The sequence below is a fragment of the Salmonella sp. 741265073_HBA genome (assembly GCF_046569105.1).
Classification (GTDB): domain Bacteria; phylum Pseudomonadota; class Gammaproteobacteria; order Enterobacterales; family Enterobacteriaceae; genus Salmonella; species Salmonella enterica.
Genome location: NZ_JBKFRY010000002.1, coordinates 325755 through 341052 on the forward strand (window position 1 = coordinate 325755; position 15298 = coordinate 341052).

14 protein-coding genes are annotated in these 15298 nt (G+C 56.4%); 9 read left to right on the top strand and 5 right to left on the bottom strand.

What is annotated here, in order from left to right; translation table 11 throughout:
* The first annotated feature begins 100 nt into the window (after positions 1-100).
* A complete protein-coding gene (gene wzz(fepE) / locus ACLD3P_RS04100) occupies positions 101-1237 on the top strand; it encodes an LPS O-antigen length regulator (protein WP_411006334.1) in 1137 nt (378 codons plus the stop codon).
* 53 nt (positions 1238-1290) lie between these two features.
* Here wzz(fepE) and fepC read toward each other — a convergent pair whose 3' ends face one another.
* Genes fepC through fepD form a run of 3 tightly spaced genes read right to left on the bottom strand, consistent with a single transcriptional unit; the run spans position 1291 to position 4078 of the window.
* On the bottom strand, positions 1291-2085 hold the full coding sequence (gene fepC / locus ACLD3P_RS04105; protein ID WP_000140622.1) for an iron-enterobactin ABC transporter ATP-binding protein: 795 nt from the start codon (positions 2083-2085) through the stop codon (positions 1291-1293).
* The gene (gene fepG, locus ACLD3P_RS04110) at positions 2082-3071 is read right to left on the bottom strand and encodes an iron-enterobactin ABC transporter permease (RefSeq protein WP_000480064.1); all 990 of its coding nucleotides are present in this window, start codon (positions 3069-3071) and stop codon (positions 2082-2084) included. The genes fepC and fepG overlap by 4 nt, the downstream gene beginning before the upstream one ends.
* Complete coding sequence (gene fepD / locus ACLD3P_RS04115; protein WP_001277869.1) at positions 3071-4078, bottom strand: Fe(3+)-siderophore ABC transporter permease; 1008 nt, start codon at positions 4076-4078, stop codon at positions 3071-3073. The genes fepG and fepD overlap by 1 nt, the downstream gene beginning before the upstream one ends.
* 110 nt (positions 4079-4188) lie before the next feature.
* Here fepD and entS point away from each other — a divergent pair, with 110 nt between their 5' ends.
* The gene (gene entS, locus ACLD3P_RS04120) at positions 4189-5433 is read left to right on the top strand and encodes an MFS transporter (RefSeq protein ID WP_411006335.1); all 1245 of its coding nucleotides are present in this window, start codon (positions 4189-4191) and stop codon (positions 5431-5433) included.
* 62 nt (positions 5434-5495) lie between these two features.
* Here the strand turns inward: entS and fepB are convergent, their stop codons facing one another.
* Positions 5496-6452, bottom strand: a complete 957-nt coding sequence (gene fepB / locus ACLD3P_RS04125; protein WP_001238994.1) for a Fe2+-enterobactin ABC transporter substrate-binding protein — start codon at positions 6450-6452, stop codon at positions 5496-5498.
* A gap of 307 nt (positions 6453-6759) precedes the next feature.
* Here fepB and entC point away from each other — a divergent pair, with 307 nt between their 5' ends.
* The 7 genes from entC to ACLD3P_RS04160 all read left to right on the top strand — a co-directional run bounded on the left by entC (position 6760) and on the right by ACLD3P_RS04160 (position 14145).
* Entirely contained in the window at positions 6760-7935 is a 1176-nt protein-coding gene (gene entC / locus ACLD3P_RS04130) for an isochorismate synthase EntC (RefSeq protein WP_078057604.1), read from the top strand.
* A 9-nt stretch (positions 7936-7944) separates the two neighbouring features.
* Positions 7945-9555 (top strand): (2,3-dihydroxybenzoyl)adenylate synthase EntE, encoded by a 1611-nt coding sequence (gene entE, locus ACLD3P_RS04135; RefSeq protein WP_024797991.1) that lies wholly within the window; start codon positions 7945-7947, stop codon positions 9553-9555.
* A 13-nt stretch (positions 9556-9568) separates the two neighbouring features.
* The gene (locus ACLD3P_RS04140; protein WP_001007166.1) at positions 9569-10426 is read left to right on the top strand and encodes an isochorismatase; all 858 of its coding nucleotides are present in this window, start codon (positions 9569-9571) and stop codon (positions 10424-10426) included.
* Positions 10426-11181 (top strand): 2,3-dihydro-2,3-dihydroxybenzoate dehydrogenase EntA, encoded by a 756-nt coding sequence (gene entA, locus ACLD3P_RS04145; RefSeq protein ID WP_151354122.1) that lies wholly within the window; start codon positions 10426-10428, stop codon positions 11179-11181. The genes ACLD3P_RS04140 and entA overlap by 1 nt, the downstream gene beginning before the upstream one ends.
* Before the next feature lie 2 nt (positions 11182-11183).
* Entirely contained in the window at positions 11184-11597 is a 414-nt protein-coding gene (gene entH, locus ACLD3P_RS04150; protein ID WP_000637969.1) for a proofreading thioesterase EntH, read from the top strand.
* Between the two features lie 181 nt (positions 11598-11778).
* Positions 11779-13884, top strand: coding sequence for a pyruvate/proton symporter CstA (cstA, locus tag ACLD3P_RS04155; RefSeq protein ID WP_001043108.1), 2106 nt, complete (start codon positions 11779-11781; stop codon positions 13882-13884).
* A gap of 63 nt (positions 13885-13947) precedes the next feature.
* Complete coding sequence (locus ACLD3P_RS04160; RefSeq protein ID WP_000460619.1) at positions 13948-14145, top strand: YbdD/YjiX family protein; 198 nt, start codon at positions 13948-13950, stop codon at positions 14143-14145.
* 35 nt (positions 14146-14180) lie between these two features.
* On the opposite strand, the gene ACLD3P_RS04165 is transcribed toward ACLD3P_RS04160, so the two are convergent.
* Complete coding sequence (locus ACLD3P_RS04165) at positions 14181-15269, bottom strand: oxidoreductase (RefSeq protein ID WP_134944937.1); 1089 nt, start codon at positions 15267-15269, stop codon at positions 14181-14183.
* Positions 15270-15298 lie beyond the last annotated feature (29 nt).

The following is a 15298-nucleotide window of genomic DNA, read 5'->3' on the forward strand; positions in this document are numbered from 1 at the left end:
CACTGGCGCGCAAAGAGTGTTTCGGATAATTCTGACTTGCTGTTAGAATCTCTGACAGGAATGTGTTCTTTCATTGGATAAAGTTTTCAGGTCATACGGCATGCCATCTCTTAATGTAAAACAAGAAAAACATCAGTCACTTGCAGGTTACTCACTGTCGCCCGCCAACAGTCATGAAATCGATTTGTTTAGCCTTATAGAGGTGTTATGGCAGGCGAAACGTCGTATTCTTGCTACCGTTTTCGCCTTTGCGTGCGTGGGGTTACTTCTGTCCTTTTTGCTGCCGCAAAAATGGACCAGCCAGGCGATTGTCACACCGGCGGAGTCGGTACAGTGGCAGGGACTGGAGAGAACGTTGACCGCGCTGCGCGTGTTGGATATGGAGGTGAGCGTTGATCGGGCCAGCGTCTTTAATCTGTTTATTAAAAAGTTTAGCTCGCCCTCGCTGCTGGAAGAATATCTTCGTTCTTCTCCGTATGTCATGGATCAATTAAAAGGCGCGCAAATAGACGAGCAGGATCTTCACCGGGCGATTGTCGTGCTGAGCGAAAAAATGAAAGCAGTGGACAGTAATGCCAGCAAGAAAAATGAAACATCATTATTCACGTCGTGGACGTTGAGTTTTACCGCGCCGACGCGGGAAGAAGCGCAAAAAGTGCTGGCTGGCTATATTCAGTACATCTCTGATATCGTCGTGAAAGAGACGCTGGAAAATATTCGTAACCAGCTGGAAATCAAAACCCGCTATGAGCAGGAAAAGCTGGCGATGGATCGGGTGCGTCTCAAAAACCAGCTTGATGCCAATATTCAACGTCTCCATTATTCGCTGGAAATCGCCAACGCCGCCGGCATTAAGAGACCGGTTTACAGTAATGGTCAGGCGGTAAAAGATGATCCGGATTTTTCTATTTCTCTCGGTGCGGATGGTATTTCCCGCAAACTGGAAATTGAAAAAGGGGTAACGGACGTGGCCGAGATCAACGGTGATTTGCGTAACCGTCAATACCATGTTGAACAACTGGCGGCAATGAATGTGAGCGACGTGAAGTTTACCCCGTTTAAATATCAACTGTCGCCGTCTCTGCCAGTGAAAAAAGATGGCCCGGGTAAAGCGGTCATTATTATCCTGGCGGCGTTGATTGGCGGTATGATGGCCTGCGGCGGCGTATTACTGCGTCACGCGATGGTCTCGCGTAAAATGGAAAACGCGCTGGCGATAGATGAACGGTTAGTCTGATTTAAACGAAAAGCCGGATAGCGATTATCCGGCTTTGTCATCAGTGTGAACGACTATCGCCGCCCCAGCGGTACCACCAGCGGCGTACCGGCAACCGGATCGTCGATAATCATACAGCGCAGCCCATAGATTTTTTCGATAAGCTCTGCGGTAACAATCTCTTTCGGCGCGCCCTGCGCGACAATGTTACCTTCGCGTAATGCAATCAAATGCGTGGCGTATCGGCAGGCTTGATTCAGGTCGTGCAGGACGGCGGCGAGCGTATAACCTTTTTCGCGGTTGAGATCGCTTAACAATTCCAGCAAATCAATTTGATGGCTAATATCCAGCCACGTTGTCGGCTCATCCAGCAGCATGATGGACGTTTCCTGCGCCAGCACCATGGCTATCCACGCCCGCTGGCGTTGGCCGCCGGACAGAGTATCTACGCTTTGCGTCGCCAGTGAGGTGATACCTGTTGCACGCATGGCACTGGCGACGGCATCGGCATCTTCCTTACGCCAGCGGGTAAATAACGGCTGATGCGGATACCGCCCTCTGGCGACCAGCTCTTGTACGGTGATATCGCCCGGCGTAGTGGCGTTTTGCGCCAGCAATCCGATGCGCCGCGCCACCTCTTTACTGGCGTAACGCTGTATTTGTTCGCCATCCAGCCAGACATGGCCGTCAACAGGCGTCATCAGACGGCTTAGCGTGCGTAGCAACGTTGACTTGCCGCAGCCGTTAGGGCCGATGATGGCGGTAAAATGGCCGTCCGGAATCGAAACATTAAGGTTTTTTGCGACGGTATAGCTGCCATAACCCAGCGTTAACTGGTCGCCGCGCAAACGGGCTACGGATTCGGTCATTTTTTGCGGGACTCCTGAATTAACAAGACGATAAGGTAAATACCGCCGAGGCTGACGGTGACCACGCCCACTGGAAGCTGATAAGGCATAAACAGTTGCTGCGCGCACGCATCGGCGGCCAGTAGTAACAACGCGCCGCACAGCGCCGACTGGGTTAATCCCCAGCGCGCTGTGCCGCTAAGACGGCGGGCGATGTGCGGCGCGACAAGGGCAATAAACGAGATGGGGCCAGCCAGTGCCGTTGCCGCAGCGGTGAGCGACACCGCCACCAGCATCAGCATCAGGCGTGACCGCTCCACGCTAACACCCAGCGCGCAGGCGCTGTCATCGCCCATCTCCAGCAGCCGCATACGACGCACCAGTAGCGCGGCGCCTGTCAGCATCACAATAATCAGCGGCGCCGAAGGCCAGGTTTTTGCCCATGTCAGACCGTTGAGCGACCCGGCGTTCCATAAGCCGGCGGTGAGCGCCGTTTCCAGCGACGCCTGCAACAGAAGCCAGGTATTAAAGGCGACTAACATCGCGCGGATGCCGATACCGATGATAATCAGCCGGAAAGTTTCAATCCCGTTACGCCAGGCGAGCAGCCAGACAATCAATGACGTGACGATACCGCCCGCCATTGCCGCCAGCGCGATTGCGGTAAGATGCTGGCCAAACAGGACCATTGCGACCAGTACGCCGCTCCAGGCGCCGGTATTAAAGCCCATCACATCAGGGCTGCCTAGCGGGTTACGCATCAACGACTGAAAAATCGCGCCACTGACGCCAAGCGCAGCGCCAATCAGCAGCGCCATTAATACGCGCGGTAGTCGCCATTCGGTTACGACAAGGGTGATGTTACGCGGCGCGTCGCCCAGCAGCGCGGCAATAATCTGCCCGGTCTCAAGAGGCACGGCGCCGCTTTGCAGACTCCATAAGCCAATGGCGAAGCAGCCAGCCGCCAGAAGCAGGCAACTTACGATAAGCCGACGAGAAAGAAACATCACAGGCCGCCTCCGTTCGATTTACGGCGTACCAGAAAGATAAGTACCGGCGCGCCGATAAACGCACTGACAACCGATACGCGGAGTTCGCCCGGCACCAACAGACGACCAATAATATCGGCAAAAAGCAGCAGAGCAGGGGTTGCCAGTAGCGTCACTGGCAGCGACCAGCGGTGGTCTGCGCCCACCAGCCAACGCGCCATATGCGGCATCATCAGACCAATAAAGGCGATAGGGCCGACCAGCGCCGTTGCGCTGCCGCACAAGACGGTAATCGCCAGTAAACCGATAAGTTGGGTGCGCGCCACTTTACTCCCCAGCGCTGTCGCGGTATCGCTGCCGAGGCTCAGGCTGTTCAGCGCACGGCTCAGAAATAGCGCCACGATCCCAGCGATAACCACGGGCGCAAGCGCGACTTTCAACGTTTGCAGGCTGCGAATGTCCAGCGATCCCGCCTGCCAGAAGCGAAGCTGGTCATAGACCTCTGGATTTAACAGCGCGATGCCGCTGGTCAGTCCTTCCAGTACCGCGCCAAGCGCCACGCCCGCCAGTGTCAGGCGGACCGGGCTTAACTGGCCGCCGCCCTGACTACCGGTGAAGGCGACAATCAGCGATGCGATAAGCGCGCCGCTAAATGCCATGAAAAGCTGTTCCAGCGGCGTGGAGAAACCAAACAGCGCCGCGCCCAGTACAATGGCGAAGCTGGCGCCGTTGTTAACGCCCAGAATCCCCGGGTCGGCGAGCGGGTTGCGAGTAAGTGTTTGCATGAGCGCCCCGGCGAGACCCAACGCGCCGCCTGCCAGTAATCCGGCCAGCGTACGCGGCAAACGCGCATCCAGGACGATGGTGCAATCGGCGCTTTGGCATACGCCGGTGAACGCCTCCAGCACGGCGGCGGCGGGCAGCGGTTTCGCGCCAATGACCAGGCTTAAAACCGCGGCGAGACTCAGTAATAACAACAATCCGGGCACGGCAAACGCGCGCGTCACGGAAAACGAGCATGACATAGTAACTTCCCTGATAATGATAGTAATTATCGTTATCTATCTTATTTGGTTATGTTAGCATGTGCAGCCATTGAATGGATATTTAAAAAAACTCGCATTAAGGCGTTGTAATGAATCGACAATCCTGGCTGCTCAATCTCAGCCTGTTGAAGACGCACCCTGCATTTCGCGCAGTATTTCTGGCCCGTTTTATCTCTATTGTCTCGCTGGGGCTGCTTGGCGTGGCGGTTCCGGTACAGATCCAAATGATGACGCACTCCACCTGGCAGGTAGGGCTGTCGGTAACGTTAACCGGCGGCGCCATGTTTATTGGCTTAATGGTGGGCGGCGTACTGGCCGATCGCTACGAACGTAAAAAGGTGATTCTGCTGGCGCGCGGTACTTGCGGTATTGGCTTTATTGGCCTGTGCGTGAACGCGTTGCTGCCGGAACCGTCATTGCTGGCGATATATCTCCTTGGCCTGTGGGACGGCTTTTTCGCGTCTCTGGGCGTGACCGCGTTACTGGCGGCGACGCCAGCGCTGGTCGGAAGAGAAAATCTGATGCAGGCCGGCGCGATTACCATGCTGACGGTACGTCTGGGATCGGTTATTTCCCCGATGTTGGGGGGCATATTGCTTGCCAGCGGCGGTGTAGCCTGGAACTATGGGCTGGCGGCCGCCGGGACGTTTATTACGCTATTGCCGTTACTGACGCTGCCGCGACTGCCTGTTCCTCCGCAGCCGCGGGAAAATCCATTTATCGCATTACTAGCGGCATTTCGTTTTTTGCTCGCCAGTCCGCTTATCGGCGGTATTGCGCTGCTTGGCGGTCTGGTGACGATGGCAAGCGCGGTACGCGTCCTCTATCCGGCGCTGGCGATGAGCTGGCAGATGTCGGCGGCGCAAATCGGTTTGCTGTATGCGGCAATTCCGCTGGGGGCGGCCATTGGCGCGCTGACCAGCGGACAACTGGCGCATAGCGTTCGTCCGGGGCTCATTATGCTGGTTTCGACAGTCGGTTCTTTTCTGGCGGTGGGGCTGTTCGCCATCATGCCGGTCTGGATCGCTGGTGTTATCTGTCTGGCGATGTTTGGCTGGCTTAGCGCCATCAGTTCGTTATTACAATACACTCTGCTGCAAACCCAGACGCCGGAAAATATGCTGGGGCGAATGAATGGCCTGTGGACCGCGCAAAACGTCACGGGAGACGCTATCGGCGCGGCGCTGTTAGGCGGTCTTGGCGCAATGATGACGCCGGTCGCTTCCGCGAGCGTGAGTGGATTCGGGCTGGTGATTATCGGTTTGCTGCTGTTGTTAGTGCTGGGCGAGCTACGTCGTTTTCGCCAGACGCCGCCGGTTAGCAATGCTGGCTGATGAAGAGGCGTTTATCCGACTGACAAAATCTGTCTGGTCAGTCGGATAAGACTCCGATAAGGCTAAAACAGGGCGGCCAGCCGGTTAAGCAACAATGTTGCGCTGTAATAATCCAGACGGAACGTCTCCGTGCCCAGGGCATAGACGCGCTTATTTTGCACCGCTGGCAGGTGCGCCAGCAGCGGATTGGCGTAAAGGGCCGCGACATCTTTGTTGTCGCCGGCAAACAGGAAAAGAGATTGGCCGTTTAACCCGGCGGCCAGATTTTCACCGCCAAGCTGAATGATATCGTGGCGCTTACCCTGGCTTTTGCTGGTTTGCAGCCCTCGGGGCAATGTCGCCAGCGTAAAGCCTAACTGCGTCAATAGCTTGCCTTGTGCTGATTCTGGCGTCCACAGATTGGCGCTATGCGCGGCAGGGGTATACACCAGCGCGCTAACCGGCTGCGGCGGCAGGGCGATTCGCTGTTTAACCGTCGTCAGTTGTGCCTCAAATTCCGCTATTCGCGCGGCGGCCTGTTTCTCCTGGCCGGTGATCTCGCCAAGCTGCGTGAGCAAACTCTGCCAGCTTTTATCGTCATAATTGATGACGAGCGTCGGCGCGATAGCGGAGAGCTGATCGTAAAGCGCCAGCGCGGAGTCGCCGCCGGTGGCGCTAATCAAAATGAGATCCGGCATTTGCGCGGCGACCGTTTCGGCATTCGGTTCGCCGATATACAGCCGGGCGACATGGCGAGCCTTTGCTACGTCGCTCCACTGACGCATAAACCCTTGATCGTCAGCAAAGCGGTTATTCGGCGTAGTGGCCCCGCTGGCGACGACGGGCGCATCAATCGCCAGCAGCGAGCCTGTTAACGTCACGCTGGTAGAGACGATACGCGCGGGTTTGTGGTCCAGAGTATGAACGCCGCGGCTGTCCTGAATTTGCCGGGGCCAACCGGCGTCCTGGGCTAAGGATATTCCTGAAATTGATAAACCAACCACTAAAAGCAGCCAACGATAAAAGGCGGGGAGTCTCACAATAGCGTCCTGTTATTAATAAAGTTAATGCTTCTCATTTTCATGTCAGCGGCAGCGAGATGCAAGCCTTAGTGCCATTTAACTCATGACCAGAGTTGACAGAGCGACGTTTTACTCTTAGGTTAGCGCACTAAAAATAGAAATAATAATCATTATTATACACAAAATCATTCAAGAAGCATCGCAACGGCAAGGGAAGAATCCCCGCGGGCATAGATCACTGTGTGACCGGGGTTTCTGAGCGCAGCCAACAAAGAGGCAGCTTGAAAGATGAAGTGTATATAAGCCTTTATCATTGGAGGATGATATGGATATGTCACTGGCCGAGGACGCTCAGGAGACAATGGCAACGCTTGCTCCCGATCGCTTTTTCTTCATGTCGCCGTATCGCAGTTTTACCACTTCCGGGTGTTTCGCCCGTTATACCGAGCCTGCGGTTGCCGGCGATTCGCCGGATAGCCCTTTCCAGCAGAAATTGCGCCAGCAGTTTGCCGAGGCCAAATCGCAGGGCATCGCCAACCCTATCCTGGTGGGGGCGATCCCCTTTGATACCCGCCAGCCGTCGTCGCTATTTATCCCGATGGCGTGGCAGTCCTTTTCCCGCCAGCAAAAGCAGCGCACGGCGCGTTATTTTACTGACCATCAGCCACTGACGGTGACGGCGCGAAAGGCGATTCCGGAGCAGGATGCTTTTGAAGCGATGGTCGCACGCGCGGCTATGCTGACCGCCACGCCAGACGTCGATAAAGTGGTGCTTTCCCGGCTAATAGATATCACCACTGATGTGGCGGTGGATAGCGGAGCATTGCTGGAGCGGCTGGTTGCGCAGAATCCAGTTAGTTACAACTTCCATGTGCCGCTGGCGGATGGCGGCGTTCTGCTGGGTGCCAGCCCCGAATTGCTGCTACGCAAAGAGGGCGATAGGTTTAGTTCGCTGCCGTTAGCAGGCTCAGCGCGCCGGCAGCCGGATGACGTTCTGGATCGCGAGGCGGGAAACCGACTGCTGGCTTCACAAAAAGATCGCCATGAACATGAGCTGGTGACGCAGGCGATGAAGCAGATCCTGCGCGATCGCAGCACGGAACTGCAATTACCTTCCTCTCCACAGTTGATCACCACGCCGACGCTATGGCATCTCGGTACGCCGTTTGAGGGCAAGGCCAACGCCGGAGAAAACGCGCTGACGCTGGCCTGTCTGCTGCATCCAACGCCTGCGTTAAGCGGTTTCCCCCATCAGGTCGCGAAAAAGCTGATTGCTGAACTGGAACCGTTCGATCGTGAACTGTTTGGCGGCATTGTCGGCTGGTGCGACGCCGAAGGAAACGGCGAGTGGGTAGTAACGATTCGTTGCGCGAAATTGCACGGTAATCAGGTGCGCCTGTTCGCCGGCGCCGGGATTGTCCCTGCCTCTTCGCCAGTCGGCGAGTGGCGGGAAACCGGCGTCAAGCTCTCTACGATGTTGAACGTTTTTGGACTGCATTAAGGAACGATGATGCGTATACCTTTCACCCGTTGGCCGGATGAATTTGCCCGCCGTTATCGTGAAAAAGGCTACTGGCAAGACGTGCCGTTGACCGATATTCTGACCCGCCACGCTGACAGCGACAAGACGGCGGTCATTGAAGGCGAGCGCGCATTCAGCTATCGCCAGCTCAACCAGGCCGCAGATAATCTGGCCTGCAGTTTACGCCGTCAGGGCATCAAACCTGGCGAAACCGCTCTGGTACAACTGGGGAATGTACCGGAACTGTATATCACCTTTTTCGCCCTGTTGAAGCTTGGCGTAGCGCCCGTTCTGGCGCTGTTTAGCCATCAACGTACCGAACTTAACGCCTATGCGATGCAGATCGCGCCGACGCTGGTGATTGCCGATCGCCAACATACGCTGTTCGCCGGGGAGGACTTTCTCAACACGTTTGTGGCTGAACACCGCTCTGTGCGGGTGGTGTTATTGCGCAACGACGACGGCGATCACAGCCTGGACGCGGCGATGCGGCAGGCGGCGGAAGATTTCACCGCCACGCCATCACCTGCTGACGAAGTGGCCTACTTTCAGCTTTCCGGCGGTACTACCGGCACGCCAAAGCTTATTCCCCGTACCCATAACGACTATTACTACAGCGTGTGTCGCAGCAATGAGATTTGCGGTTTCAACGAGGAGACGCGTTTTCTGTGCGCGATTCCCGCCGCGCATAACTACGCCATGAGTTCGCCGGGCGCGCTGGGCGTTTTTCTCGCCAAAGGAACGGTAGTGCTGGCGACCGATCCCAGCGCCACGCTCTGTTTCCCGCTGATCGAAAAACACCAGATTAATGCCACGGCGCTGGTGCCGCCCGCGGTCAGTCTATGGCTACAGGCTATCCAGGAGTGGGGCGGCAATGCGCCGCTGGCGTCATTAAGGTTATTGCAGGTCGGCGGCGCGCGGCTTTCTGCGACGCTGGCCGCCCGTATTCCGGCTGAAATTGGCTGTCAGTTGCAGCAGGTCTTCGGCATGGCGGAAGGGTTAGTGAACTATACCCGGCTGGACGATAGTCCGGAACGGATTATCAATACCCAGGGAAGACCCATGTGTCCGGACGACGAAGTGTGGGTGGCGGATGCTGGCGGGAATCCACTGCCGCCGGGCGAGATTGGTCGTCTGATGACGCGCGGCCCCTATACTTTTCGCGGCTATTTCAACAGTCCGCAACACAATGCCAGCGCCTTTGACGCCAACGGTTTTTACTGCTCCGGCGATCTGATCTCCATTGATCAAGACGGCTACATCACCGTTCACGGGCGTGAAAAAGATCAGATCAATCGGGGCGGCGAGAAGATAGCCGCCGAAGAGATAGAAAACCTGTTACTGCGCCACCCGGCGGTGATCCATGCGGCGCTGGTCAGCATGGAAGATGAACTGCTGGGAGAAAAAAGTTGCGCATATCTGGTGGTAAAAGAGCCGCTGCGAGCGGTACAGGTACGCCGTTTCCTGCGAGAGCAGGGCGTGGCGGAATTTAAATTACCGGATCGCGTGGAGTGCGTTGCGTCACTGCCGCTGACGCCGGTTGGTAAAGTCGATAAAAAACAATTACGCCAGCGGTTGGCGTCACGTTCACCGCTCTGAAGGAGAAAGAGAGATGGCAATCCCGAAACTACAGTCTTACGCGCTGCCCACCGCACTGGATATCCCGACCAACAAAGTGAACTGGGCATTTGAGCCGGAGCGCGCGGCGCTGCTCATCCACGATATGCAGGATTACTTTGTCAGTTTTTGGGGCCGCAACTGCCCAATGATGGACCAGGTAATTGCCAATATCGCCGCTCTGCGCCAGTACTGTAAGGAACATCATATCCCGGTTTATTACACCGCTCAGCCGAAAGAGCAAAGCGATGAAGATCGCGCGTTACTCAATGATATGTGGGGACCGGGACTGACGCGCTCTCCGGAACAGCAGAAGGTGGTAGAAGCCTTAACGCCGGATGAGGCGGATACGGTGCTGGTGAAGTGGCGTTATAGCGCGTTTCACCGCTCGCCGCTGGAACAGATGTTAAAAGATACCGGACGCAATCAGCTCATCATTACCGGCGTGTATGCGCATATTGGCTGTATGACCACCGCTACCGATGCGTTTATGCGCGACATTAAGCCGTTTATGGTGGCGGATGCGCTGGCGGATTTCAGCCGGGAAGAGCATCTGATGGCGCTGAACTATGTGGCGGGGCGTTCCGGTCGCGTCGTCATGACCGAGTCGTTGCTACCGACGCCGGTTCCTGCCAGTAAAGCGGCGCTGCGGGCGTTGATTCTGCCGTTGCTGGATGAGACCGACGAGCCGCTGGACGATGAAAACCTGATTGATTATGGCCTGGATTCAGTACGCATGATGGGGCTGGCGGCGCGCTGGCGTAAAGTACACGGCGATATCGACTTCGTGATGCTGGCGAAAAACCCGACCATTGACGCCTGGTGGGCGCTGCTTTCTCGCGGGGTAGAGTAATGCCCTGTATTGATTTTTCAGACAAAACGGTATGGGTGACCGGGGCGGGGAAAGGGATCGGTTACGCGACGGCGCTGGCGTTTGTTGACGCCGGGGCGCGGGTGATCGGCTTCGATCGCGAATTTACGCAAGAGAATTATCCCTTTGCTACCGAAGTCATGGATGTGGCGGATGCCGCACAGGTTGCGCAGGTGTGTCAGCGTGTGTTGCAAAAAACGTCGCGGCTGGATGTGCTGGTCAACGCCGCCGGTATTTTGCGTATGGGAGCGACCGATACGCTTAGCGTCGACGACTGGCAGCAGACGTTTGCGGTCAATGTGGGCGGGGCATTTAACCTGTTTTCGCAGACGATGGCGCAGTTTCGCCGTCAGCAGGGAGGGGCGATTGTCACCGTAGCCTCAGATGCGGCGCATACGCCACGCATTGGTATGAGCGCCTACGGCGCCTCTAAAGCGGCGCTGAAAAGCCTGGCGCTAACCGTAGGGCTGGAGCTGGCGGGCTGTGGGGTGCGCTGTAATGTGGTGTCGCCTGGTTCGACTGACACCGATATGCAGCGCACTTTATGGGTGAGTGAAGATGCCGAACAGCAGCGCATTCGCGGTTTTGGCGAACAGTTTAAGCTCGGCATACCGCTCGGTAAAATCGCCCGTCCGCAGGAGATAGCCAATACCATTTTGTTTCTTGCCTCCGATCTGGCCAGCCACATTACCTTGCAGGATATCGTGGTGGACGGTGGTTCAACATTGGGAGCCTGACGATGATCTGGAAACGGCATTTAACGCTGGATGAATTGAACGCTACCAGTCAGAACACGCTGGTGGCGCATCTGGGCATTGTTTACACCCGTCTGGGCGATGAAGTGCTGGAGGCGGAAATGCCCGTCGATGCCCGCACTCATCAACCGTTTGGTCTGCTACACGGCGGCGCATCGGCAGCGCTGGCGGAGACGTTAGGATCAATGGCGGGTTATCTGATGACCCGCGACGGGCAGTGCGTGGTCGGGACCGAGTTAAACGCCACCCACCACCGCGCCGTCTCGCAGGGGAAAGTACGCGGCGTTTGCCTGCCGCTGCATCTGGGGCGGCAGAATCAAAGCTGGGAAATTACGCTCTTTGACGAGCAGGGGAGGCGCTGCTGCACCTGTCGCCTGGGAACGGCGGTAATGGGATAGTTCTGGCAAAGTAAAATGCAATTGCAGCGTTAACGAAGAAAGGAAGTGATCTGGTTAACACTGTAATGTAAAAAATGGGTAACGATCCGGTTTTATCATGTTGTTGTGTTGTTAATTACGGTAAAGGTGTTATAGAAACAAAATGTAACATCTCTCTGGAACACCCAAACGGACAACAACTATGAATAAATCAGGGAAATACCTCGTCTGGACAGCGCTCTCAGTATTGGGTGCGTTTGCCCTGGGCTATATTGCGTTAAATCGTGGGGAACAGATCAACGCGCTATGGATCGTGGTGGCGTCGGTCTGTGTCTATCTTATTGCGTATCGTTTTTATGGGCTCTATATCGCCAAAAAAGTGCTGGCGGTTGACCCAACGCGTATGACGCCCGCGGTACGTCATAATGATGGTCTGGATTATGTCCCGACCGATAAAAAAGTGCTGTTCGGTCACCATTTTGCGGCCATTGCTGGCGCAGGTCCGCTGGTCGGGCCGGTACTGGCGGCGCAGATGGGCTATCTGCCGGGGATGATCTGGCTGCTGGCGGGCGTCGTGCTGGCGGGAGCGGTGCAGGACTTTATGGTGCTGTTCGTCTCGACCCGGCGCGATGGGCGTTCGCTTGGCGAGCTGGTTAAAGAGGAGATGGGCGCGACGGCAGGGGTGATCGCGCTGGTGGCCTGCTTTATGATCATGGTGATCATTCTGGCCGTCCTGGCGATGATCGTGGTGAAAGCGCTGACCCATAGCCCGTGGGGAACGTACACTGTCGCGTTCACCATTCCACTGGCGATTTTTATGGGCATCTACCTGCGTTATCTGCGTCCGGGGCGCATCGGCGAGGTGTCGGTCATTGGGCTGGTATTCCTTATTTTCGCTATTATTTCCGGCGGATGGGTGGCGGCAAGCCCAACCTGGGCGCCGTACTTTGATTTTACTGGTGTGCAGCTTACCTGGATGCTGGTGGGTTATGGTTTTGTCGCGGCGGTACTGCCGGTCTGGCTGCTGCTCGCGCCGCGTGATTACCTCTCTACCTTCCTGAAAATTGGTACGATTGTCGGTCTGGCGGTCGGGATTCTGATCATGCGTCCGACGCTGACTATGCCGGCGCTGACCAAATTTGTTGATGGTACCGGACCGGTCTGGACGGGCGACCTGTTCCCGTTCCTGTTTATTACCATCGCCTGCGGCGCGGTCTCCGGTTTCCATGCGCTCATCTCCTCCGGCACGACGCCGAAGATGTTGGCCAACGAAGGCCAGGCCTGCTTTATCGGCTACGGCGGGATGTTAATGGAATCTTTCGTCGCCATTATGGCGCTGGTCTCCGCCTGTATTATCGATCCGGGCGTTTACTTTGCGATGAATAGCCCGATGGCGGTACTGGCGCCAGCGGGGACAGCGGATGTCGTGGCTTCTGCTGCGCAGGTGGTCAGCAGTTGGGGTTTCGCTATCACGCCGGATACGTTACACCAGATTGCCAATGAAGTCGGCGAACAATCTATTATCTCCCGCGCAGGCGGTGCGCCAACGCTGGCGGTAGGGATGGCCTACATTTTACATGGCGCGTTGGGCGGCATGATGGATGTGGCGTTCTGGTATCACTTCGCCATTCTGTTTGAAGCGCTGTTTATTCTGACGGCGGTGGATGCGGGTACCCGTGCGGCGCGCTTTATGTTGCAGGATCTGTTGGGCGTAGTGTCGCCAGGACTGAAACGTACCGATTCGCTGCCAGCGAACCTGCTTGCTACGGCATTGTGCGTGCTGGCGTGGGGGTATTTCCTCCATCAGGGGGTAGTCGATCCGTTGGGCGGTATTAACACCCTGTGGCCGCTGTTTGGCATCGCTAACCAGATGCTGGCGGGGATGGCGCTGATGCTTTGCGCCGTGGTACTGTTCAAAATGAAGCGTCAGCGTTATGCGTGGGTCGCGCTGGTGCCAACGGCCTGGCTGCTGATTTGTACGCTGACGGCGGGCTGGCAGAAAGCGTTTAGTCCGGATGCGAAAATCGGCTTCCTGGCCATTGCCAATAAGTTCCAGGCGATGATCGACAGCGGCAATATTCCGCCGCAGTACACCGAATCGCAGCTCGCGCAGTTGGTATTCAATAATCGTCTGGATGCCGGGCTAACCATCTTCTTTATGGTGGTGGTCGTGGTGCTGGCGGTCTTCTCTATTAAGACGGCGCTGGCCGCTCTGAAGATTGATAAACCGACGGCGAATGAAACGCCGTATGAGCCGATGCCGGAAAATGTGGATGAGATCGTGACGCAGGCGAAAGGCGCGCACTAATCTTTTTTCATCAATAGCCCTCTCCAGAATAAGGAGAGGGCATTTGAATGACAGGTGACAACGATGTTCGATACGCTTTCAAAAGCCGGAAAATATCTGGGACAGGCCGCAAAAATGATGATTGGCGTGCCAGACTACGACAACTATGTTGAGCATATGCGCATAACGCATCCGGATCAGACGCCGATGACCTATGAAGAATTTTTCCGCGAGCGGCAAGATGCGCGCTATGGTGGAAAAGGCGGCGCGCGTTGCTGCTGAGTGTTGCCAGGCCTGATAAGCGCAACGTCACCATGCTATATTCTGAAAAATTCAACTTTTTCAAACGCCGCACGCAGGGTGTCTGGCGTTAACGTCACCGGTAAATAGTGGATGGATTCGACCGGGCGCAGGGTATGCGCGATTACCCTATCGATCTCGGCGGTGTTATGAATATCCACCTCCAGTTCGCTAAGCCGGGCCGGCAGATGAAATCGCCGGTACGCTGCAATCAATTGCGCCAGCACGTCATCTTGTCCCAGTAGCGTGCTTTGCACCAGAATGCCATAAGCCACTTTCGTTCCGTGCAGGAATTTTTCCGTTTGCGGCAGGACGGTCAGACCGTTGTGTACCGCATGGGCGGCGGCGACACGGGTATAGCGTTCCCCGAGGCCGCCGACCATACCGCCGCCAGCGATAATCGCATCCACCACGTCGCAAAATGCCTGGGTCAGCCGACGCTGCTGTTTATCCGCTAATGCTTGTTCGCTGCTGGTCAGCAGGAGATCGCGAATAGCGCACGCGCTGTTAATGCCCAGTCTTACGGTCAAAGGCAACGTTTCAGGCTGCGGCGCAAGCACAACGGCTTCATACCATTTTGCCAGCGTATCGCCAATGCCAGCTAACAGATAGTCATCGGGCGCCTGCAGAATAATGCGCGGTTCGACCAGCACCAGAAAATTGGCATCATCAAAAATTTCGAACTGTAACGCCTGTCCCGCGTCGTTATACCAGACGGAAAGCGGTGTCCAGGCGGCGCAGGTCGCCGCGATGGTCGGGATAGCGACAAACGGCAGCGCCAGACGGCGGGCGAGCGCTTTGGCGGTATCAAGCAGCGCGCCGCCGCCGACGCCTATCACCACCTGACGATCGTCGTTGCAGGCGTGCGCCAGTTGGGCAACATGGCGTTCGCTACAATGGCCGGTAAACTGCAGATGTTTTGCGCCAGCACGTTCAAACGCTTCCGGCAGGTAAGGACGGGCGGCGGCAATCGCGCGTTCGCCGTACACCCAAACGGCGTGGGAAAGCTGTTCCGGCGTGAAAAAGTCTGTCAGTCTTCCGAGGCTTCCGGCATGGGAAAAATAATTCGCCGGGCCAGTAACGACGCGGATTTCAGTGTGGTTCATGTTGTGTTGTCCTTAGGGTCTTCTCACCG

Excerpts from the sequence above, each read along its gene's own strand:
- entH (WP_000637969.1), top strand. The coding sequence starts at position 11,184 with ATGATCTGGAAACGGCATTTAACGCTGGATGAATTGAACGCTACCAGT.
- entA (WP_151354122.1), top strand. The coding sequence starts at position 10,426 with ATGCCCTGTATTGATTTTTCAGACAAAACGGTATGGGTGACCGGGGCG.
- ACLD3P_RS04140 (WP_001007166.1), top strand. The coding sequence starts at position 9,569 with ATGGCAATCCCGAAACTACAGTCTTACGCGCTGCCCACCGCACTGGAT.
- entE (WP_024797991.1), top strand. The coding sequence starts at position 7,945 with ATGCGTATACCTTTCACCCGTTGGCCGGATGAATTTGCCCGCCGTTAT.
- ACLD3P_RS04165 (WP_134944937.1), bottom strand. The coding sequence starts at position 15,269 with ATGAACCACACTGAAATCCGCGTCGTTACTGGCCCGGCGAATTATTTT.
- entC (WP_078057604.1), top strand. The coding sequence starts at position 6,760 with ATGGATATGTCACTGGCCGAGGACGCTCAGGAGACAATGGCAACGCTT.
- fepD (WP_001277869.1), bottom strand. The coding sequence starts at position 4,078 with ATGTCATGCTCGTTTTCCGTGACGCGCGCGTTTGCCGTGCCCGGATTG.
- fepC (WP_000140622.1), bottom strand. The coding sequence starts at position 2,085 with ATGACCGAATCCGTAGCCCGTTTGCGCGGCGACCAGTTAACGCTGGGT.
- entS (WP_411006335.1), top strand. The coding sequence starts at position 4,189 with ATGAATCGACAATCCTGGCTGCTCAATCTCAGCCTGTTGAAGACGCAC.
- cstA (WP_001043108.1), top strand. The coding sequence starts at position 11,779 with ATGAATAAATCAGGGAAATACCTCGTCTGGACAGCGCTCTCAGTATTG.
- fepG (WP_000480064.1), bottom strand. The coding sequence starts at position 3,071 with ATGTTTCTTTCTCGTCGGCTTATCGTAAGTTGCCTGCTTCTGGCGGCT.
- ACLD3P_RS04160 (WP_000460619.1), top strand. The coding sequence starts at position 13,948 with ATGTTCGATACGCTTTCAAAAGCCGGAAAATATCTGGGACAGGCCGCA.